17 protein-coding genes are annotated in these 20,512 nt (G+C 72.6%); 3 read left to right on the top strand and 14 right to left on the bottom strand.

The features are described 5' to 3' along the window. Nucleotides 1–254 precede the first annotated feature (254 nt). Together SM793_RS31410 and ppk2 are read right to left on the bottom strand one after the other, a co-directional pair. The gene (locus tag SM793_RS31410) at nt 255–1,781 is read right to left on the bottom strand and encodes a replication-associated recombination protein A (RefSeq protein ID WP_320441708.1); all 1,527 of its coding nucleotides are present in this window, start codon (nt 1,779–1,781) and stop codon (nt 255–257) included. A 66-nt stretch (nt 1,782–1,847) separates the two neighbouring features. Continuing rightward, complete coding sequence (gene ppk2 / locus SM793_RS31405; protein WP_320441722.1) at nt 1,848–2,633, bottom strand: polyphosphate kinase 2; 786 nt, start codon at nt 2,631–2,633, stop codon at nt 1,848–1,850. Nucleotides 2,634–2,956: 323 nt separating this feature from the next. Here ppk2 and SM793_RS31400 point away from each other — a divergent pair, with 323 nt between their 5' ends. Then, the gene (locus tag SM793_RS31400; protein WP_320441707.1) at nt 2,957–3,913 is read left to right on the top strand and encodes a LysR family transcriptional regulator; all 957 of its coding nucleotides are present in this window, start codon (nt 2,957–2,959) and stop codon (nt 3,911–3,913) included. A 66-nt stretch (nt 3,914–3,979) separates the two neighbouring features. Here SM793_RS31400 and SM793_RS31395 read toward each other — a convergent pair whose 3' ends face one another. The 4 genes from SM793_RS31395 to SM793_RS31380 all read right to left on the bottom strand — a co-directional run bounded on the left by SM793_RS31395 (nt 3,980) and on the right by SM793_RS31380 (nt 8,357). Further along, the gene (locus SM793_RS31395; protein ID WP_320441706.1) at nt 3,980–4,426 is read right to left on the bottom strand and encodes an N-acetyltransferase; all 447 of its coding nucleotides are present in this window, start codon (nt 4,424–4,426) and stop codon (nt 3,980–3,982) included. Nucleotides 4,427–4,588: 162 nt separating this feature from the next. After that, nucleotides 4,589–6,379 carry an aspartate--tRNA ligase gene (aspS, locus tag SM793_RS31390; RefSeq protein WP_320441705.1) on the bottom strand — a complete coding sequence of 597 codons (1,791 nt, stop codon included), beginning with the start codon at nt 6,377–6,379 and terminating at the stop codon, nt 4,589–4,591. Beyond that, on the bottom strand, nt 6,376–7,638 hold the full coding sequence (hisS, locus tag SM793_RS31385) for a histidine--tRNA ligase (protein WP_320441704.1): 1,263 nt from the start codon (nt 7,636–7,638) through the stop codon (nt 6,376–6,378). Before hisS ends, aspS begins: the two co-directional genes overlap by 4 nt. An 11-nt stretch (nt 7,639–7,649) precedes the next feature. Further along, nucleotides 7,650–8,357 (bottom strand): MBL fold metallo-hydrolase, encoded by a 708-nt coding sequence (locus SM793_RS31380; protein WP_320441703.1) that lies wholly within the window; start codon nt 8,355–8,357, stop codon nt 7,650–7,652. 278 nt (nt 8,358–8,635) lie between these two features. On the opposite strand from SM793_RS31380, the gene SM793_RS31375 reads away from it, so the two are divergent. Continuing rightward, nucleotides 8,636–9,469, top strand: coding sequence for a peptidylprolyl isomerase (locus tag SM793_RS31375; RefSeq protein ID WP_320441702.1), 834 nt, complete (start codon nt 8,636–8,638; stop codon nt 9,467–9,469). Nucleotides 9,470–9,734: 265 nt separating this feature from the next. After that, nucleotides 9,735–10,964: a DUF349 domain-containing protein gene (locus SM793_RS31370; protein WP_320441701.1), complete on the top strand. Its 1,230-nt coding sequence runs from the start codon at nt 9,735–9,737 to the stop codon at nt 10,962–10,964. Between the two features lie 70 nt (nt 10,965–11,034). Here the strand turns inward: SM793_RS31370 and SM793_RS31365 are convergent, their stop codons facing one another. The 8 genes from SM793_RS31365 to ruvC all read right to left on the bottom strand — a co-directional run bounded on the left by SM793_RS31365 (nt 11,035) and on the right by ruvC (nt 20,390). Then, nucleotides 11,035–13,452 carry a RelA/SpoT family protein gene (locus tag SM793_RS31365; RefSeq protein WP_413816072.1) on the bottom strand — a complete coding sequence of 806 codons (2,418 nt, stop codon included), beginning with the start codon at nt 13,450–13,452 and terminating at the stop codon, nt 11,035–11,037. Nucleotides 13,453–13,698: 246 nt separating this feature from the next. Continuing rightward, nucleotides 13,699–14,250 (bottom strand): adenine phosphoribosyltransferase, encoded by a 552-nt coding sequence (locus SM793_RS31360; protein ID WP_320441699.1) that lies wholly within the window; start codon nt 14,248–14,250, stop codon nt 13,699–13,701. A gap of 25 nt (nt 14,251–14,275) precedes the next feature. After that, entirely contained in the window at nt 14,276–15,376 is a 1,101-nt protein-coding gene (gene secF, locus SM793_RS31355) for a protein translocase subunit SecF (RefSeq protein WP_320441698.1), read from the bottom strand. Nucleotides 15,377–15,380: 4 nt separating this feature from the next. Continuing rightward, nucleotides 15,381–17,243 carry a protein translocase subunit SecD gene (gene secD, locus SM793_RS31350; protein WP_413816071.1) on the bottom strand — a complete coding sequence of 621 codons (1,863 nt, stop codon included), beginning with the start codon at nt 17,241–17,243 and terminating at the stop codon, nt 15,381–15,383. A gap of 145 nt (nt 17,244–17,388) precedes the next feature. Continuing rightward, nucleotides 17,389–17,811 carry a preprotein translocase subunit YajC gene (gene yajC, locus SM793_RS31345; protein WP_320441697.1) on the bottom strand — a complete coding sequence of 141 codons (423 nt, stop codon included), beginning with the start codon at nt 17,809–17,811 and terminating at the stop codon, nt 17,389–17,391. 272 nt (nt 17,812–18,083) lie between these two features. Next, a complete protein-coding gene (gene ruvB / locus SM793_RS31340; RefSeq protein ID WP_320441696.1) occupies nt 18,084–19,175 on the bottom strand; it encodes a Holliday junction branch migration DNA helicase RuvB in 1,092 nt (363 codons plus the stop codon). 52 nt (nt 19,176–19,227) lie between these two features. Further along, entirely contained in the window at nt 19,228–19,839 is a 612-nt protein-coding gene (ruvA, locus tag SM793_RS31335) for a Holliday junction branch migration protein RuvA (protein WP_093862828.1), read from the bottom strand. After that, nucleotides 19,836–20,390 (bottom strand): crossover junction endodeoxyribonuclease RuvC, encoded by a 555-nt coding sequence (ruvC, locus tag SM793_RS31330; RefSeq protein WP_320441695.1) that lies wholly within the window; start codon nt 20,388–20,390, stop codon nt 19,836–19,838. The genes ruvA and ruvC overlap by 4 nt, the downstream gene beginning before the upstream one ends. Nucleotides 20,391–20,512: the final 122 nt, after the last annotated feature.

Raw genomic sequence — 20,512 nt, 5'->3', positions numbered from 1 at the left:
GGAGAAAACCCCACCGCCCTGGGGCAGTGCGATCAGCCGCTCTCCGGAGCCGGGCACGAATGTGCTGGTCACACGGGCGGACCGGGAACCGGTCGCCCGCGACACCGAGACGGTGCGCGACGCTCCTGTTGCGGGCCTCCCGGAGGAGGCCTACGGCCATCGCCCCGCTGGTGCGGCCGGTCGGTCGGGTCTCCCCCACCGCCGTCCCGGGACATGGCACTCCGCACGAGTATACCGGCAGACCGCCGGCCCCCTCACCGGGCCTCCCCCTCCCCCTTCGGGGCCGCGTTCGACCCCGTCCCCGGCTCGGCCCCGGGCGCTGCCTCGGGGTCTGCCTCGGGCCCTGTCTTGGGTCCGGCCTTGGGCCCTGTCTTGGGTCCCGCCTTCGCCCCGCCCTTCGGCTCCCCCTTGGCAGCACCGGCGGAACCGGCCGGCTCGCCCCACAGCCGCCCCCTGGTCCACTCCACGACCTCCGCGTAACGCGCCTCCCCGCCGCGCCGGGTCGGCCGGTAGTACGCCCGCCCGTGCACCGCGTCCGGCGCGTACTGCTGGCTCGCGATGCCCTCCGGCAGGTCGTGCGGGTACTGGTAGCCCTTGCCGTGCCCCAGCTTGCCCGCGCCCCCGTAGTGCGCGTCCCGCAGATGCGGCGGCACCGGCCCGGCCAGGCCCTGCCGGACGTCCGCGAGCGCCGCGTCGATCGCCAGGTAGGCGGCGTTGGACTTCGGCGCCAGGGCGAGCGCGATGGCCGCCTGGGAGAGGATGATCCGCGCCTCCGGGAAGCCGATCAGCGCCACCGCCTGGGCCGCCGCCACCGCCGTCTGCAGCGCCGTCGGGTCGGCCAGGCCGATGTCCTCGCTCGCCGAGATCATCAGCCGGCGGGCGATGAAACGCGGATCCTCCCCCGCCTCGATCATCCGGGCCAGGTAGTGCAGCGTGGCGTCCACGTCGCTGCCCCGGATCGACTTGATCAGCGCGCTGGCCACGTCGTAGTGCTGGTCGCCGTCCCGGTCGTAGCGGACGGCCGCCTGGTTGACGGCGGTCTCGGTGCTGGCGAGGGTGACCTCCGCCTCCCCCTGCTCCAGCGCCGCCCCGGCCGCCGCCTCCAGCGTGGTGAGCGCCTTGCGGGCGTCGCCGCCGGCCAGCCGGACCAGGTGGTCCTCGGCCTCCGCGGTCAGCTCCACCGCGCCCCCCAGGCCGCGCTCGTCCACGACCGCGCGGCGCAGCAGCGCCCGGACGTCGTCGTCGGTCAGCGACTCCAGGGTGAGCAGCAGCGAGCGGGAGAGCAGCGGGGAGATCACCGAGAAGTACGGGTTCTCGGTGGTCGCGGCGATCAGGGTCACCCAGCGGTTCTCCACCGCCGGGAGCAGGGAGTCCTGCTGGGCCTTGGAGAAGCGGTGGATCTCGTCGAGGAAGAGCACCGTCTCCCGGCCGGACATGCCGACCGCGCGCCGGGCGCCGTCGATGACCGCGCGGACCTCCTTGACCCCGGAGGTGATCGCGGACAGCTCGACGAAGCGGCCCTCGACGGCCTGGCTGATGACGTGCGCGAGCGTGGTCTTCCCGGTGCCGGGCGGGCCCCAGAGGATCACCGAGCTGGTCGCCGCCGGGCCGCGCGACCCCGACACCAGCCGGCGCAGCGGGGAGCCGTCCTTGAGCAGTTTCCGCTGGCCGGCCACCTCGTCGAGGGTGCGCGGGCGCATCCGCACGGCGAGCGGCGCCCGGCCGGGCTCCTTGGCCTGGCGTTCCTCGGCGGCGGCGGTGAAGAGGTCCGGTTCGTCCACACCGGAAGCCTATGCGAGCCCTCCGACAGCCCGCCCCGGATCCGGGGCGACCACGGCCGCCGGGCCCTATCCGTCGAGCCGGGCCGCGTGGTCCGGCACGTACTTCTGGAGGTCCCGCGGCGGTCGCCGGTACCCCTGGGAGGCCGGGCGCTCCGGCAGCTCGACCGGCCGCGGGCCCACCTCGCGGTACGGGACGGTGGAGAGCAGGTGGGCGATCATGTTGATCCGGGCCCGCCGCTTGTCGTCGCTCTCCACCACGTGCCAGGGCGACTCCGGGGTGTCGGTGTGCAGGAACATCTCGTCCTTGGCCCGCGAGTAATCCTCCCAGCGGGTGATCGACTCGACGTCCATCGGCGACAGCTTCCAGCGCTTCATCGGGTCCGCCAGCCGGTCCCGGAAGCGCCGCTCCTGCTCGGTGTCGCTGACCGAGAACCAGTACTTGCGCAGCAGCAGACCGGACTCGGAGAGCATCCGCTCGAAGGTCGGGGCCTGGCGCAGGAACTGCCAGTACTCCTCCTCGCCGCAGAAGCCCATCACCCGCTCCACCCCGGCGCGGTTGTACCAGCTGCGGTCGAACAGCACGATCTCCCCGGCGGCCGGCAGGTGCTCGACGTACCGCTGGAAGTACCACTGGGTGCGCTCGCGTTCGGTCGGCGCGGGCAGTGCGGCGACCCGGGCGATGCGCGGGTTCAGATACTCCGTCACCCGCTTGATCGCGCCGCCCTTGCCGGCCGCGTCGCGCCCCTCGAACACCACCACCAGCCGGGCGCCCTCGGCGCGCACCCATTCCTGGAGCTTCACCAGCTCGTACTGGAGCCGGAGCAGTTCACGCTCGTACGGCTTCCTCGGCAGCCGTACGACCGGGCCACCCGGCCCGTGCGGCCCGTCCTGGGCGCTCCGCCCCTCGGGGACGCTCTGCTCGCGCTGGGCCTTGGCTGCCACCTGGCTGCCTCCGTTCGGCGGGGTGCTGATGATCCCTCACCGTACGTCCTGGGGCGGGTTCCCGCAGGTCCCGACGGGCGGCGGCAGCGCGCCGGGAGCGTTCCGGCCCGGCACCGGCGGCCCCCTGAACCGTCGCTGCCGGGCTCCCCCGTCGACCGGCCCGAGGACCGAACGACCAACCATGACCCAGACCTGCCGGACGGGTCCAATCCCCGGTTCCATAACCTTGGGGCATGGATGTCGACACCCGTCTGCTGCGCGGCTTCGCCGCGGTCTGCGAGGAGGGGCAGCTGACCGCGGCGGCGGCCCGGCTGCTGGTCTCCCAGCCGGCGCTGACCAAGCAGATCAGGCAGCTGGAGGCCCTGCTCGGGGTCGAGCTGTTCGAACGCTCGCGGCGCGGCATGACCCCGACCCGGGCCGGCCTGGCCCTGGCCGCGCACACCGACGCGCTGGTGGCCGGCTGGGAGGAGGCGCTGCGCGCCACCCGGGCGGCCTCGGCGGAGCACGGCGCGACGCTCCGGGTGGGCTTCGAGGGCGGCATCATCAACCTGATGACCCAGCGCACGGTCGCGGACTTCGCCCGGCGGATGCCGGGCTGGCAGGTGGAGCTGCGGCAGAACAACTGGTTCGACCCGACCTCCGGCCTGGCCACCGGCGAGATCGACCTGACCCTCTGGCACGCGCCGCCCTCGCTGGCCCGGCGCTACGGCGTGGCCGTGCTGGGCGAGGAGCCGCGCTGCGCGGCACTGCCGGCCGGGCACCGGCTGGCCGGCCGTGCGGTGATCGACTTCGAGGAGCTGCTCGACGAGCCCTTCGTGGCGATCCCGCACGAGTCCGGGCACTGGCGGGACTACTGGCTGGCGGTCCGGGAGCGGGGCGGGCGACCGGTGCGGATCGGCGCGGTGGCGCACAACACCGACGAGTGGCTGGCCGCTGTCGTGTGCGGCCAGGGCGTCGGCTTCGCCCCGGAGACCATGAGTCGGCTGGCACCGCGCGAGGATGTCGCGTACCGGCCGGTGCGGGGATTGAGCCCGAGCCAGGTCGGGCTGTACTGGCCGAAGGACCGGACTCCGACACCTGCCATGGCCGCGTTCGTGCGCAGCTGCCGGGCCACGGTAGGTCTCGGGAACCGGGTCGACGAGCGGGGGGCCCGGGACACGTCGCAGGGCCTGTCGGAGGACACGCCCTGAACGCCTGAGCGCCTGAGCATCCGAGCGCCTGAGCGGCCCTTAACGCCTGGGCGCCCTGGAACGCCCCTAAACGGCCTCGAAGGGCTCCGGATAGCGGCACAGGCCCCTCGGGGAGCCGTCGTACCCGGGCAGGGCGAGCGCCTGGAGGTACCCCTCGGGCACCTCGAACGGACCGCTCACCTCGTGCCGCTGGGCCGGGATGAAGCCGAAGCGACCGTAGTAGTCCGGGTCGCCGAGCACGACGACGAGCTTCTCGCCGGCCTCCTCGGCAGCCGTCAGCGCGGCCCGGACCACCAGCTCGCCGACGCCCTTGCGCTGCCACTCGGGCGCGACGGCGACCGGCGCGAGCGCCAGCCCGGGGCCCTCGCCGACCCGCAGCCGGGAGAGCAGCGCATGACCGACGACCAGGCCGGTCTCGTCGACGGCGACCACCGACAACTCCGGCAGCCAGGCCGGGTCGCGGCGCAGCGCGTCGACCAGGTCGGCCTCGTCGGGGCCGGGGAAGGCGGCCATGTGGACACGTCTGGTGGCCGGAGCGTCCTCGGGACACTCGATTCTGGTACTGACCTTCACAGGGGATCCCTCTCTCTGTCACACGCCGTTGTGGACCGGCCCCGGACAGCGCGGTTGCTGTCCGGGGCCGTGAAAGGTTAGCCGATGCCGGCCGACGGGATGTCAGGCCTTCGGCTGCGCCTCGGACTTGGCGTCCTCGCGGACCTTCGGCTGGGCGTCCACGCCGGCCTCGCGGCGCTGTGCCGGGGTGATCGGGGTGGGGGCGCCGGTCAGCGGGTCGCCGCCGGTGGACGTCTTCGGGAAGGCGATGACGTCACGGATGGTGTCGTACCCGCCGAGCAGGGTGACGATCCGGTCGAGGCCGAAGGCGACGCCGCCGTGCGGCGGCGGGCCGTAGTTGAAGGCGTCCAGCAGGAAGCCGAACTGCGAGGCGGCCTCCTCCTCGGAGAGGCCGATCGCGTCGAACGCCCGCTTCTGCACGTCCCGCTGGTGGATACGGATCGAACCGCCGCCCAGCTCCGAGCCGTTGAGCACGAGGTCGTAGGCGTTGGACAGGGCGCTGCCCGGGTCGGTGTCGAAGGTCGCCAGCGACTCCGCGGTGGGGGCGGTGAAGGGGTGGTGCACCGCGTGCCAGCCCTGGAAGGCGCCCTTGTCGTCCTCGATCGGCTCGAACATCGGGAAGTCGACGACCCAGAGGAAGGCCCACTGGGACTCGTCGATGAGCTCGCAGCGGCGGCCGATCTCCAGCCGGGCGGCGCCGAGCAGCTCCTGCGAGGGGCGCTCCTTGCCGGCCGCGAAGAAGACCGCGTCGCCGTTCTTGGCGCCGGCGGCGGCGGCCAGGCCGGCCAGGTGCTCCGCGGAGAGGTTCTTGGCGACCGGGCCGCGCAGCTCGCCGGTCTCGGCGTCGATGAGCACGTAGGCGAGGCCCTTGGCGCCGCGCGCCTTGGCCCAGTCCTGCCAGGCGTCGAGCTGCTTGCGCGGCTGCGAGGCACCGCCGGGCATGACCACGGCGCCGACGTACGGGGCCTGGAAGACCCGGAAGTCGGTGCCCTGGAAGTACTCGGTGAGGTCGGTCAGTTCCTGGCCGAAGCGGACGTCCGGCTTGTCCGAGCCGTAGCGGCCCATGGCGTCGGCGTAGGTCATCCGCGGCAGCGGGTTCGGGACCTCGTAGCCGTGGACCTCGCGCCAGATCGAGCCGATGATCTTCTCGCCGAGGGCCAGGATGTCCTCCTGGTCGACGAAGGAGGCCTCGATGTCGAGCTGGGTGAACTCCGGCTGGCGGTCGGCGCGGAAGTCCTCGTCGCGGAAGCAGCGGGCGATCTGGTAGTAGCGCTCCATGCCGGCCACCATCAGCAGCTGCTTGAACAGCTGGGGCGACTGCGGCAGGGCGTACCAGTGGCCGGGCTGGAGGCGGACCGGGACCAGGAAGTCGCGGGCGCCCTCGGGGGTGGAGCGGGTGAGGTACGGCGTCTCGATGTCGAGGTAGTCGTTGTCCTCCATCACCCGGCGGATGATGTTGTTGACCTTGGAGCGCAGGCGCAGGCCCTTGGCGGGGCCCTCGCGGCGCAGGTCGAGGTAGCGGTAGCGGAGGCGGACCTCCTCGTTGACCGTGCCGGGCTCGTACTCGGCGACCGGGAACGGCAGCGGCGCGGCCTCGGAGAGGACCTCGATCCCGCTGACCACGACCTCGACGGCGCCGGTCGGGATGTCGGGGTTCTCGTTGCCCTCGGGGCGGACCCGGACGTCGCCGACCACCTTGACGCAGTACTCGGCGCGCAGGCCGTGCACCGAGTCGAGGTCGCGGACCACGATCTGCACGGTGCCGGAGGCGTCGCGCAGATCGATGAAGGCCACGCCGCCGTGGTCTCGGCGGCGGGCGACCCAGCCGGCCAGGGTGACGGTGGTGCCTGCGTGCTCCGGGCGGAGCGTGCCCGCGTCGTGCGTGCGGATCACAGCTGCTTCTCCTTCAGGGTGGTGACGAGTGCGTCGAGGGCGACGGGGTTCTGCTCGCCGGTGGTGAGGTCCTTGAGCTGGACCACGCCCTCCGCGAGGTCCCGGTCGCCGGCGACGAGGGCGAAGCGGGCGCCGGATCGGTCGGCGGACTTCATGGCGTTCTTGATGCTCTTGACGCCGAAGGCGAGGTCGGTGGCGACGCCGGCCCGGCGCAGCTCGACCACCTTGGCGAACAGGACGTTCTTGGCCTCCTCGCCGAGCGCGACGGCGTAGACGGAGGTGGCGGCCGGCAGTTCGAGGGCGACGCCCTCGGCCTCCAGGGCCAGGAAGGTGCGGTCCACGCCGAGCGCCCAGCCGACCGAGGGCAGCGCGGGGCCGCCGATCATCTCGGACAGGCCGTCGTAGCGGCCGCCGCCGCCGATCGCGGACTGGGCGCCGAGGCCGTTGTGCACGAACTCGAAGGTGGTGCGGGTGTAGTAGTCCAGCCCGCGGACCAGCTTGGGGTCGTCGACGAAGGCCACGCCGTTGGCGGTGAGCAGCTCGCGGACCTTCTCGTCGTAGGCCTTGCAGTCCTCGCAGAGGTAGTCGCGCAGCATCGGGGCGCCGACGAGCTGGGCCTGCACGGACTCGCGCTTGTCGTCGAGGACGCGCAGCGGGTTGATCTCCGCGCGGCGGCGGGTGTCCTCGTCGAGGTCCAGTCCGGCCAGGAACCCGATCAGGGCGGCGCGGTAGACCGGGCGGCACTGCTGGTCGCCCAGGCTGTTGAGCAGCAGCGAGTAGTCGCTCAGGCCGAGCGCGCGGAAGGCGTCGTCGGCGAGGATGATCAGCTCGGCGTCCAGCGCCGGGTCCTCGGCGCCGATCGCCTCCGCGCCGACCTGCGAGAACTGGCGGTAGCGGCCCTTCTGGGCGCGCTCGTAGCGGTAGTACGAGCCGGAGTACCAGAGCTTGACCGGCAGGTTGCCCTGCTTGTGCAGGTTGGCCTGGAGCGCGGCGCGCAGCACGGAGGCGGTGCCCTCGGGGCGCAGCGCGAGCTCGTCGCCGCCCTTGGTGGTGAGGGTGTACATCTCCTTGGAGACGATGTCGGTGGACTCGCCGACACCGCGGGAGAACAGCTTGACGTCCTCGAAGACCGGGGTCTCGATGTACCCGTAGCCGGCCCGGCGGGCGGGGGCGGCGATGGCCTCGCGGATCGCCAGGAAGGTCGCGGAGCTGGGCGGCAGCAGGTCGTAGGTGCCCTTGGGGGCGGTGAAGGTGCTCAACTTCTCTTCCGTCACATTCCTCGTCGCGGGAAAGCCGGGGCGCCGTCCGCCCCCGCTGCCTGTCGGAGGTAGGGGTTGGTGGCGCGCTCGCGGCCGATGGTGGTCTGTCCGCCGTGGCCGGAGAGGACCACGGTGGCGTCGTCGAGGGGCAGGCACACCCGGGCCAGCGAGCGCATGATCGCCTCGCCGTCCCCGCCCGGGAGGTCCGTCCGCCCTATGGAGCCGGCGAAGAGCAGGTCGCCCGAGAAGAGCACCGGGGGGAGGTCCTCGGCACCGGGCGTCCGGAACGTCACCGACCCCCCGGTATGGCCGGGGGCGTGGTCGACGGTGAGCGAGAGGCCCGCGAGCTCCAGCACGCTGCCGTCGGTCAGCTCGCGGACGTCGTCCGGCTCCCCGACGGTGAGCTCGCCCATCAACCGGGTGCCCAGGGAGCGGCCGAGCGCCCGCTCGGGGTCGCTCATCATGTACCGGTCCTCGGGATGGATCCAGGCCGGGACGCCCTTGGCGCCGCAGACCGGGACCACGGAGGCGACGTGGTCGATGTGGCCGTGGGTGAGCAGCACCGCGACCGGCTTCAGCCGGTGCTCGCGGACGAGTTCCTCGACGCCGGCGGCGGCCTGGTGGCCCGGATCGACGATGACGCACTCCTCGCCCGGTCCCGGCGCGACCAGGTAGCAGTTGGTGCCCCAGGCTCCAGCGGGGAATCCGGCGATGAACACGCGCGTCCTTCGGTGTCGGTCTCGGGCTCTCGGGCTTCGGCCGCCGCGGTGGCTTCGGCTGCTGCTACAAGCTGTGATTGCAGGGGCAGCCTACCGGCGGTCCGGGTCCGGTTGCGAACCAGATCCGGGTGACAGGTTCACTTCGACCTGACAGGTTCACCCCGTTCTTACGGTCGCGGTCCCTACACTTGGCCGCCGATGGGTGCGATGATCCGCATCGGCATCGCACACACGAGCCCACACATCAGCGACCAGCACTTCCGTAGGAGACAAAGCCGGTGGTCACCAGCGAACAGCGGCGGCGGCAGCTCGCCCGGGACAAGTACGAACGCCAGGCGGAGCGCCGGGCCGCCGCGGCGACCGCGCGCAAGCGCCGCAACAGCGTCCTCGGCGCCGCGTTGGCGGTGGTCGTGCTGGCCGGCGGCGGCACCCTGTTCGCGACCGGCGCCTTCGACTCGGACGACAAGAAGAAGAGCGATCCGGCCGCCCAGGCCGCGCCCACCCCGACCGAGCCCTCGGTCCCGACCCGCAAGCCGGTCGAGGGCTGCGGCGAGGCCGCCCCGGGCAGCCCGAACGGCAAGCAGTGGCAGGCCGAACCGGCCCTGACCGTGGACGCCAAGGCGACCTACACCGCGACGCTGGACAGCAACTGCGGCAAGGTGACGCTGGCGCTGGACGCCGCCAAGGCCCCGCACACGGTCAACTCCTTCGCCTTCCTGGCCGGCGAGAAGTACTTCGACCACACCAAGTGCCACCGCCTCACCACCGACGGCATCTTCGTGCTGCAGTGCGGCGACCCGACCGCCAGCGCCACCGCCCCCGGCGGCACCGGCGGCCCGGGCTACAAGTTCGCCGACGAGAACCTCACCGGCGCGACCTACCCGGCCGGCACCGTGGCGATGGCCAACTCCGGCCCCGGCACCAACGGCAGCCAGTTCTTCCTGGTCTACAAGGACACCCAGCTGCCGCCGAACTACACTCCCTTCGGCAAGATCACCGGCGGTCTGGACCTGCTCCAGAAGATCGCCGCCGCGGGCACCCTGGAGGGCGGCACGGACGGCCACCCGATGGCCGACGTCACCCTCAACTCGGTGACCGCCGCCAAGGGTTGATCCACCCCGGGACCGGCCCGGCGGCGCCCCCGCGGCCCGCCGGGCGGCCCCGGCCCGAAATCGCCCGGCCCGGATGCGGACAGCACCGGGCCTGGTCGCCTATGTTGGCGTTTGTACAGGGTGCCCAGACCCGCCGGCCGTCACCCTCGGCAAGCAGAACCAGGCGGACGGGGACGGCGGACTCATCGGTCCGCCGCACATCAACTGTGGACGACGGACGCCTACCGCCCCGGCGGTGGGCGCGACGTCATGTGGAGGACGCGCTATGAGCAGCGACCCGTGGGGCCGTGTCGACGAGCAGGGCACGGTCTACGTCAGGACCGCGGACGGCGAACGCGTCGTCGGCTCCTGGCAGGCCGGCTCGCCCGAGGAGGCGCTCGCCTACTTCGAGCGCAAGTACCAGGGCATCGAGGTGGAGATCGGCCTGCTGGAGAAGCGGGTGCGCACCACCGACCTGGCCGCCAAGGACGCCCAGGCCGCGCTGGAGCACCTGCGTGAGCAGGTCACCGAGGCGCACGCGGTGGGCGACCTGGCCGCGCTGGCCAAGCGCCTGGACACGCTCACCGGCGAGATCGACAGCCGCCGCGAGGAGCGCAAGGCCGCCCGGGCCAAGGCCCAGGACGAGACCCGCACCGCCAAGGAGGCGCTGGTCGCCGAGGCCGAGCAGCTCGCCGAGTCCACCCAGTGGCGGGAGGCCGGCGACCGGCTGCGCGCCCTGGTGGACACCTGGAAGGCCCTGCCCCGGCTGGACCGCAAGAGCGACGACGAGCTGTGGCACCGCTTCTCGCACGCCCGCTCGGTCTTCTCCAAGCACCGCAAGTCGCACTTCGCGTCGCTGGACGCCGAGCGCGAGCAGGCCCGGCTCACCAAGGAGCAGCTGGTCGCCGAGGCCGAGGCGCTCTCCTCGTCCACCGACTGGGGCGACACCGCGGCCGGCTACCGCGACCTGATGGCGCGCTGGAAGGCCGCCGGCCGCGCCCAGCGCGACATCGAGGACGAGCTGTGGGCGCGGTTCCGCGGCGCCCAGGACGTCTTCTTCCAGGCGCGTTCCGCGGTGTTCAGCGAGCGTGACGCCGAGCAGGTGGCCAACCAGAAGCTCAAGGAGGCGCTGGCGGCGGAGGCCGAGACCATCCTGCCGATCACCGACCTCAAGGCCGCCAAGGCGGCGCTGCGCGAGATCAACGAGCGCTGGGAGGCCATCGGCCACGTGCCGCGCGACGTCCGCCCGAAGCTGGACGGCCGGCTGAACACGGTCGAGCGGGCGATCCGCGAGGCCGAGGACAGCGAGTGGAAGCGCTCCAACCCGGAGGCCAAGGCCCGCGCGGCCGGCATGGTCGGCCTGTTCCAGGCGAAGGCCGAGAAGCTCCGCGCCGACCTCGACAAGGCCCGCGCGGCCGGCAACGCCTCCCGGACGGCGAAGCTGGAGTCCGAGCTGGCCGGCGTCGAGGAGCTGCTGAACCAGGCCCACCGCAGCCAGGAGGAGTTCAGCGGCTGATCCGGGCCTACTGACAGCGTGCGAAGGCCCCCGGGGACGTCCCCGGGGGCCTTCGCACTGTCCGCCGCCGCTACTTGCGGGCCGAGGTGACGCGGTAGACGTCGTACACGCCCTCGACGCCGCGGACCGCCTTGAGGACGTGGCCGAGATGCTTGGGGTCGCCCATCTCGAAGGTGAACCGGCTCATCGCCACCCGGTCGCGGGAGGTCTGCACCGCCGCCGACAGGATGTTGACGTGCTGGTCCGACAGCACCCGGGTGACGTCCGAGAGCAGCCGGGAGCGGTCCAGGGCCTCGACCTGGATCGCCACCAGGAAGACCGAGGACTGGGTGGCCGCCCACTCGACGTCGATCATCCGCTCGGGCTGCTGGTTGAGCGCCTCCACGTTGACGCAGTCGGCGCGGTGCACCGAGACGCCGTTGCCGCGGGTGACGAAGCCCACGATGCCGTCGCCCGGGACCGGGGTGCAGCAGCGCGACAGCTTCACCCAGACGTCCTCGACGCCCTTGACGATCACGCCGGGGTCGCCCTTGGCCCGGCGGCGCGCCGCGCGCCGGTTGTCGTGCGTGGGCGTGGCCGTCTCGGCGAGGTCCTCGGTGGCGCCCTCCTCGCCGCCCAGCGCCTGCACCAGCTTCTGGACGATGTTCTGCGCGGCGACATGGCCCTCGCCGATCGCCGCGTACAGCGAGGAGATGTCCGGGTAGCGCATCTCGTGGGCCAGGGTGACCAGCGAGTCCCCGGTGAGGATCCGCTGGATCGGCAGGCCCTTCTTGCGCATCGCCCGGACGATCGCCTCCTTGCCCTGCTCGATCGCCTCCTCGCGGCGCTCCTTGGAGAACCAGGCGCGGATCTTGTTGCGGGCCCGCGGCGACTTGACGAAGCCCAGCCAGTCCCGGGACGGTCCGGCGTTCTCCGCCTTGGAGGTGAACACCTCGACGGTGTCGCCGTTCTCCAGGGTCGACTCCAGCGGCACCAGCCGCCCGTTCACCCGGGCCCCTATGGTGCGGTAGCCGACCTCGGTGTGCACCGCGAACGCGAAGTCCACCGGGGTGGCGCCGGCCGGGAGCGCTATGACGTCGCCCTTGGGCGTGAAGACGAAGACCTCGTTGCTGGCCAGGTCGAAGCGGAGCGACTCCAGGAACTCGCTCGGGTCGGCGGTCTCCTTCTGCCAGTCCAGCAGCTGCCGCAGCCACGCCATCTCGTTGACGGCGCCGGCCTTGTCGTCCTTGCGGGTCTGGGTCGGGGTGTCGGTGCGCACCTTGGAGGCGCCGGCCACCGCCCGCTGCTTGTACTTCCAGTGCGCGGCGATGCCGTACTCGGCCCGGCGGTGCATGTCGAAGGTGCGGATCTGCAGCTCGACCGGCTTGCCCCCGGGACCGATCACCGTGGTGTGCAGCGACTGGTACATGTTGAACTTGGGCATCGCGATGTAGTCCTTGAACCGCCCCGGCACCGGGTTCCACCGCGCGTGGATGGTGCCCAGCGCCGCGTAGCAGTCGCGGACGGTGTCGACCAGGACCCGGATGCCCACCAGGTCGTAGATCTCGGCGAAGTCCCGGCCCCGGACGATCATCTTCTGGTAGACCGAGTAGTAGTGCTTCGGCCGGCCGGTGACGGAGGCGGTGATCCGGGCGCCGCGCAGGTCGCCCTGGACCTGGTCGATGACGGTCGCCAGGTACTCGTCCCGCTTGGGGGCGCGCTCGGCGACCAGCCGGACGATCTCGTCGTACATCTTGGGGTAGAGGATCGCGAAGGCGAGGTCCTCCAGCTCCCACTTGATGGTGTTCATGCCCAGCCGGTGCGCCAGCGGGGCGTAGATCTCCAGCGTCTCGCGGGCCTTCTTCTCCTGCTTCTCCCGCTTGAGGTAGCGCATGGTGCGCATGTTGTGCAGCCGGTCGGCCAGCTTGATCACCAGGACCCGCGGGTCCTTGGCCATCGCGACGACCATCTTGCGGACCGTCTCGGCCTGCGCGGCCTCGCCGAACTTGACCCGGTCCAGCTTGGTGACGCCGTCGACCAGCAGGGCCACCGAGTCGCCGAAGTCCTTGCGCAGGGTCTCCAGGCCGTAGTCGGTGTCCTCGACGGTGTCGTGCAGCAGCCCCGCCATCAGGGTCGCGGCGTCCATGCCCAGCTCGGCCAGGATGGTGGCGACCGCCAGCGGGTGGGTGATGTAGGGGTCACCGCTCTTGCGCTTCTGCCCGCGGTGCCACTTCTCGGCGACCGCGTACGCCTTCTCGATGTCCCGCAGCAGCGCCGGATCGGCCTTGGGGTCGTTGGCCCGGATGGAGCGGAACAGCGGTTCCAGCACCGGGTTGAGGACGCTGGAGCGCTGGCCGCCGAGGCGGGCGAGGCGGGCGCGCATGCCTCCGGCGGTGGAGGCCCGGCCGGCCGGCGCGGTCGGGCGGGACGGGGTCGGCGCCGGGCGGGCCGGGGTGGCCCCCGAGGGCGTGGGCCGGTTCTCGGGGGCGGCCGCAGCGGCCTTGGGCACAACCTCGTCGGGCAAGGACACTCCTCGGGCACTCGGCCTGCCCCCCGCGGGCGCCGTGCGGCTCGGACCGCGCCCCGCGCAACCGGGAGGGGATGAATCTTCATGGTACCGAGCCTGGCGCCGGGCCGTTCGGTCGGCCGGGCCCCCCAACCGGACCGGACACCCGCCGGACACGACGACGGGCGGCGGCCGGATGACTCCGACCGCCGCCCGTCCGGGTCGTGCGTCCTCACACCATGAGCGGCATCAGACCATGACCAGCGTCTCCAGCGGAGCGTCGCCGAGGTGCGGGGCGAGCCGCTCGCGGCCACCGAGGAAGCCCAGCTCCATCAGCACCACCACGCCGGCCGGCTCGGCCCCGGCCTCCCTGACCAGGTCCAGCGAGGCGCCGATGGTCCCGCCGGTGGCCAGCACGTCGTCCACCACCAGCACCCGCTCACCGGGTGTGAAGGCGTCGCACTGCACCTCCAGCGTCGCCGAGCCGTACTCCAGCTCGTACGAGCGCCGGAACACCTCGCCGGGCAGCTTGCCCTGCTTGCGGATCGGCACGAAGCCGAGCCCGGCCGCGAAGGCCGCCGGGGCCGCCAGCACGAACCCGCGTGCCTCCAGACCGACCACCTTGGTGGCCCCGAGCTCCCGCGCCCGCTCCGCCAGCGCCCGGGTGAGCGCGGCGAAGGCCTCGGCGTCGGCGAGCAGCGGCGCGATGTCCTTGAACAGCACGCCCGGCTTCGGGTAGTCCGGGACGTCCCGGATCCGGCCGGTGAGCAGCTCGGCCAGGGCGGTGTCGGTGGTGGTCACGAAGGGTCCTCAGGGTCGGTGGGGATCAGCGCTTGGTGGACGGACGGCCCTTGGCACGCGTGGTGCCGGCCCCCCGGCCGCGCTGACCGACCATACCCGCAGGCAGGTCCTCGTCCGCGATCTCCTCACCGTCGCCGGCCTCCGCCGCCGCGGCGGCCTTGGCCTCGGCGGCCCGGCGCTGGGCGACCCGCTTGGCGAGGGCCTTCATCTCCGGCTGCTCCTCCTTCAGCTGCGCGAGCAGCGGGGTGGCGACGCAGATGGAGGAGTAGGCACCGGCGGCGAGACCGATGAACAGGGCCAGCGAGATGTCGTTCAGGGTGCCGGCACCGAGCAGCCCGCCACCGATGAACAGCAGCGCCGCCACCGGGAGCAGGGCGACCACCGTGGTGTTGAGCGAGCGGACCAGGGTCTGGTTGAGGCCCGCGTTGGCCGCCTCGCTGTAGGTGATCTTGTTCTGCTTGGTGAGCCCCTTGGCGTTCTCCTTCACGGTGTCGAAGACGACGACCGTGTCGTAGAGCGAGTAGCCGAGGATGGTCAGGAAGCCGATCACGGTACCCGGGGTGACCTCGAAGCCGACCAGGGCGTAGACGCCGATGGTGATCAGGAGGTCGTGGATGAGGGCGACCAGCGCGGCCACCGCCATCCGCCACTCGAAGGCGATCGCCAGGTAGATCGTCACCAGGATCATGAAGATGACCAGGCCGGTGATCGCCTTGTTGGAGATCTGCTCACCCCAGCTGGGGCCGATCACCTGGGTCTCGATCTCGGCGGCCGGGACGCCGATCGCCTCGGAGAGCTTGCCGGTGAACTCCCCGGAGGTGGTCTTGTCCTCCGACGAGATCTGGATCCGGATCTTGCCGTTGTCGGTCGACTGCACCAGCGGGTGCGAGGACACGATCTTGTCGACGGCGTCCTGGGTCTGCGACACCGTGAGTCCGGGCTTGGCCACGGTGTACACCGAGCCGCCCTTGAACTCGATGCCCAGGTGCAGGCCCATCGCCAGACCGATCGCGGCGACCAGGACGATCACGCCGGAGATGCTGTACCAGAGCTTGCGACGGCCGACGAAGTCGAAGCTGACGTCGCCCTGGTAGAGCTTGTGGCCCAGATTACTGAAGCGCGACACGGTGTCAGGCCCCCTTCACGGCGGCGGAGGACGAAGGGTTGCGACGACGGGTGCTGCGCAGCGGCGGACGGGCGCCCAGCCGCTTCGGGTCCAGACCGGACCACGGGTGGCCGTCGGAGAAGAACTTCCGGCGGGCCAGCAACGTGATCAGCGGCTTGGTGAAGAGGAAGATCACCACGACGTCGAGCGCCGTGGTCAGGCCCAGGGTGAACGCGAAGCCCTGTACCTTGCCGACCGAGACCACGTAGAGCACGGCGGCACAGAGGAAGGAGACGAAGTCCGACACCAGGATGGTGCGCCGGGCGCGCGGCCAGGCCCGCTGGACGGCCGGGCGCAGCAGCGCGCCCTCGCGGACCTCGTCGCGGATGCGCTCGAAGTACACGATGAAGGAGTCCGCGGTGATACCGATCGCGACGATGGCACCGCAGACCGCCGGCAGGTTCAGCGCGAAGCCGATCCCGCCGCCGAGCAGGCTCATGATCGAGTAGGTCAGGGCCGCCGAGACGAGCAGACCGGCGATCGAGACCAGGCCCAGGCCCCGGTAGTAGACCAGCGAGTACAGGACCACCAGGATCATGCCGATCAGACCGGCGATCAGGCCGGCCTTCAGCTGGTCGCCGCCGAGCTGCGGGGAGACGGTGGTGACGTCGCTGGTGGTGAACTCCAGCGGCAGCGCGCCGAAGCTCAGCACGTTGGCGAGGCTCTGCGCCTCCGTCTGGCCGAAGCCGCCGGAGATCACGGCCGAGCCGCCGGGGATGGCGTTACGGACCTCCGGGTGGGAGACGACCTGGCCGTCCAGCACGATGGCGAACTGGTTGGTCGGGCCCGGCTGGGTGGCCAGCTGGCCGGTGACGGCGGTGAACGCGTCGGTGCCCTTGCCGTCGAACTGCAGCTGGACCTGCCAGCCGCTGCCCTGCTGGGTGTCGATGGTCGCCTGCGCCTTGGACACGTTCGCGCCCTGGACCGCGACGGGGCCGAGCGCGAGCTTGTAGAACAGGCCCTTCTCGTCCTTCTGCGTGCAGGCGACGGTCGGCGCGCCGTCGGCGCCCTGGTAGTTCTTGCTCCGCTGCTCCGGCTTGCTGCAGTCCAGCGCGGCGAACTGCGCGGCCAGCTCCGGCGGCACGGTGCCCGAGGTCATCGCGGCGGAGAGGTCCGGGGTTGCCGGGGGGGTGGCGGCGGCCGGCGGCGTGCCGGTCGCGGCGGCCGGGGCGGCGCTCGGGGTGGCCGAGGCGGCGGCACCGGTGGTGGCGACCGGCGACGGCGTGTTGTCGGCCGCGAGGGCCTCACCGGCCGGGCGGCCCTGCTTGGTGGCGCTCGCGCTCGGCGTACCGGTCCCGGCGGCCGTAGCGGCGGCGCTCGGGGCGGCGGAACCCGTCCCGGTCGCGGCGGGCGTGCCGGCCGGGGTGCCGGTGGCCGCCGGGGTACCGGTCGCGCCCGCGGACGGGGTCGCGCTCGGGGCCGGGGCCTGGACGCCGCTCGGGGCGAGGGCGAGGACCGGGCGGAAGAACAGCTTCGCGGTGGTGCCGACCTGGTCGGCCGCGGTCTGCTTGTCCCCGCCCTTGGGGATGTTCACGATGATGTTGCGGTCACCCTGGGTCTGCACCTCCGCCTCGGAGACGCCCATCCCGTTGACCCGCTGCTCGATGATCCCGGTGGCGACGCCCATGCTGGTCTTGTTGATCGCCTTGGGGTCGCTCGACTTCGCACTCAGCGTGATGCTGGTGCCGCCGGCGAGGTCGATCCCGAGGCGGGGCTTGGTGTTGCCCGTCCCGAACATGAGGGCGACCAGTCCGACGGTGACGACCAGGATGAGGGCCAGCGCCCGCCCTGGGTAGCCGTCGCGCGGGCGCGACTTGGGTGTTGCCACCTTGCTCGTTTCTCCCTGTCCATGCCACCTCCCCCCACCGGACCCCGCCCGGCTCGTGGCTGGACGGGGTGTGGCGGAACTGCGGCCCTGAGTCCTATGGGCTCGCGGCGGTACGCCGCGCGACCGGGCGGGTTGCCCGGCCGTACTACTTGCTCGCGGGAGCGCCGCCCTCGGCCTCGGCCTTCGCGTCGCCCTTGGCGGCGTCGTCCTTGGTGAACGACAGCGGCTCGGCGGCGACCGGCTCGATCTCGGCGTCCACGGCGTCCACGGCGTCGACCGGCTCGTCCTCGGCGGGGCGGCCGTTGATGATCGCGTCGTAGTCCGCGGGGTCCATGACCGCCGCGATCGCGCTCTTGGTGAAGTAGCCGACCACGCCCGGCGCGATCTCCAGCTCGACGGTCTCCTCGTTGACCGCCTTCACCCGCGCGTACAGACCGCCGATGGTCCGGACTCCCGCCCCGGGCTCCAGCGCGGTCTGCATCTGCTGCTGCTGCTGCTGGCGCTTCTTCTGCGACCGGAACATGAGCACGATCGCGAGGATCGGGAGGAGAAGGATGATGAGGTTCACTGCAGCCAGGGTCCTTTACGGGCCGCCGACGGGCGGCCTGTGTGGTATTGGTCGTCCCGTCGGGTGAGAGGGGCGGTCCGGCGGAGTCTAGGCGACCCCGAACTGATCGGACAACGCCAAGCATCGCATCCTGCCGCCGAAACTGGCGAGCCTCCGCCTGCACAGTTTCCCCGGACTTCTCCCCCGGATCGCGCGCTCACCCCGACGGCGGGCGCGCACGCTCCGCATACGCTCCGCCCTCACCCGTTCGGCCGCGCACCCGGGGCTCCCGCTCAGACTTCGGGGCTCCGGGGCACGTCGGGGGCGAAGAGGTCGGGCTGGGCGGGCACCCCGGCGCGGCCCGGCTGGGCCGGCGGCACGAGGCCGAGGTGCTGCCAGGCCGCGGCGGTGGCGATCCGCCCGCGCGGGGTGCGGGCCAGCAGGCCCTCGCGGACCAGGAAGGGCTCGGCGACCTCCTCGACCGTCTCGGCCTCCTCGCCGACCGCGACCGCCAGGGTGGAAAGCCCGACCGGGCCGCCGCCGAAGAGCCGCAGCAGGGCGCCCAGCACCGCGCGGTCCAGGCGGTCCAGACCACGGGCGTCCACCTCGTAGACCTCCAGCGCCCGGCCGGCGATCTCGGCGGTCACCACACCGTCGTGCCGCACCTGCGCGTAGTCGCGGACCCGGCGCAGCAGCCGGTTGGCGATCCGCGGCGTCCCCCGGGAGCGGCCGGCGATCTCGGCCGCGCCGGCCGGGTCGATCTCCACGTCCAGCAGCGCGGCCGAGCGGTGCACCACCCGCTCCAGCTCGGCCGGGGCGTAGAACTCCATGTGGCCGGTGAAGCCGAACCGGTCCCGCAGCGGCGGCGGCAGCAGACCGGCCCGGGTGGTCGCGCCGACCAGGGTGAACGGCGGCAGCTCCAGCGGGATGGCGGTCGCGCCCGGCCCCTTGCCGACGATCACGTCGACCCGGAAGTCCTCCATCGCCATGTAGAGCATCTCCTCGGCGGGCCGGGACATCCGGTGGATCTCGTCGAGGAAGAGCACCTCCCCCTCGGCGAGCGAGGAGAGGATCGCCGCGAGGTCCCCCGCGTGCTGGATCGCCGGCCCGGAGGTGATCCGGATCGGGGCGCCCAGCTCGGCCGCGATGATCATCGACAGGGTGGTCTTGCCGAGCCCGGGCGGGCCGCTGAGCAGTACGTGGTCCGGCGCGGAGCCGCGCCGGCGGGCCGCCTGGAGCACCAGCGACAGCTGCTCGCGCACCCGCTCCTGGCCGATGAACTCGTCCAGCAGCTTGGGGCGCAGCGCCGCCTCGACGGCCTGGTCCTCACCGTCGGCGGCGGCGGTCACCAGCCGGTCGGCGGGCTCGGAGTCGTACGGGCTCATCGGCGGGGGCTCCCACATCGGTGTCGACAGAGTGACGGGTCGTCGGCGGGCTTCAACGCGAACGGTTGAGGCCGCGCAGCGCGAGCCGCAGCAGCGCTCCGACGTCCGGCGTCGACTGCGCCTCGGCCTCCGGGGTGACGGCGGCGACCGCCTCGTCCGCCTCGCGGGGCGCGTAGCCGAGACCCACCAGCGCGGAGTGCAGCTGCTCGCCCCACGGCGCCGGACCGGTCGCGACCGGCTTCTGCGCCGGCACCGCGCCGTGCGGCGCGCCCAGCTTGTCCTTGTACTCCAGCAGCAGCTTGGCCGCCTTGGCCTTGCCGATGCCGGGTACCGCCACCAGCGCCTTCTCGTCGCCGCTCGCCACCGCGGCGCGCAGCGCGTCCGGGCTGTGCACCCCGAGCACGGCCTGCGCCAGCTTCGGGCCGACCCCGGGCGCGGCCTGGAGGATCTCGAAGACGGCGCGCTCGTCGTCGTCCGCGAAGCCGAACAGGGTCAGCGAGTCCTCCCTGACCACCAGCGAGGTGGCCAGCCGGGCCGGCTCGCCCAGCCGCAGGCCGGCCAGGGTGGCCGGCGTGCACTGCACCGCCATGCCGACGCCGCCGACCTCCACCACCGCGAGGCCGGCGGAGATCGCCGCCACTGGTCCTTGCACGAAGGCGATCATCGGAGGGTTCCTCTCGGGCCGGGCGGGGAGGTGGTGCGGGCGGCCGCCTTGACCGCGGCCTCCAGGCGGTTGGTGGCGCCGCCGCGCCAGATGTGGCAGATGGCCAGCGCCAGCGCGTCGGCGGCGTCGGCCGGCTTCGGCGGCGCGTCGAGCCGCAGCAGCCGCTGCACCATCGCCGTGACCTGGGCCTTGTCGGCCCGGCCCGAACCGGTGACGGCGGCCTTGACCTCGCTGGGGGTGTGCAGGGTGACCGGTATGCCGCGCCGGGTGGCGCAGAGCATCGCGACCGCGCTGGCCTGCGCGGTGCCCATCACGGTGCGGACGTTGTGCTGGGCGAAGACCCGCTCGACGGCCACCAGCTCGGGCCGGTGCTCGTCCAGCCAGGCCTCGATGCCCTGCTCGACCAACAGCAGCCGCGGCCCGATCTCCGCCTCGGCGGGGGTGCGCACCACCCCGACCCCGACCATCCGCAGCGGCCGGCCCGGCGCGCCCTCGACCACGCCGATCCCGCACCTGGTCAGCCCCGGATCGACCCCCAGCACCCGAACCAAGGCTCCCCCTCTGTCATGACGTCCTGCGTCCTGCGTCCTGCGACCTGCGACCTGCGACCTGCGACCTGCGACCTGCGACCTGCGACCTGCGACCTGCGACCTGCGACCTGCGACCTGCGAAG

The organism is Kitasatospora purpeofusca, assembly GCF_034043715.1.
Taxonomy (GTDB): domain Bacteria; phylum Actinomycetota; class Actinomycetes; order Streptomycetales; family Streptomycetaceae; genus Kitasatospora; species Kitasatospora purpeofusca_A.
The sequence above is the reverse complement of the archived record's forward strand: the minus strand, read 5'-3'. Positions and strand labels throughout refer to the sequence as shown.

Coding starts and splice junctions, on each gene's coding strand:
- ruvB (WP_320441696.1), bottom strand. CDS start 19,175: ATGAGCCCGTACGACTCCGAGCCCGCCGACCGGCTGGTGACCGCCGCC.
- SM793_RS31395 (WP_320441706.1), bottom strand. CDS start 4,426: ATGGCCGCCTTCCCCGGCCCCGACGAGGCCGACCTGGTCGACGCGCTG.
- SM793_RS31370 (WP_320441701.1), top strand. CDS start 9,735: ATGAGCAGCGACCCGTGGGGCCGTGTCGACGAGCAGGGCACGGTCTAC.
- SM793_RS31400 (WP_320441707.1), top strand. CDS start 2,957: ATGGATGTCGACACCCGTCTGCTGCGCGGCTTCGCCGCGGTCTGCGAG.
- ruvA (WP_093862828.1), bottom strand. CDS start 19,839: ATGATCGCCTTCGTGCAAGGACCAGTGGCGGCGATCTCCGCCGGCCTC.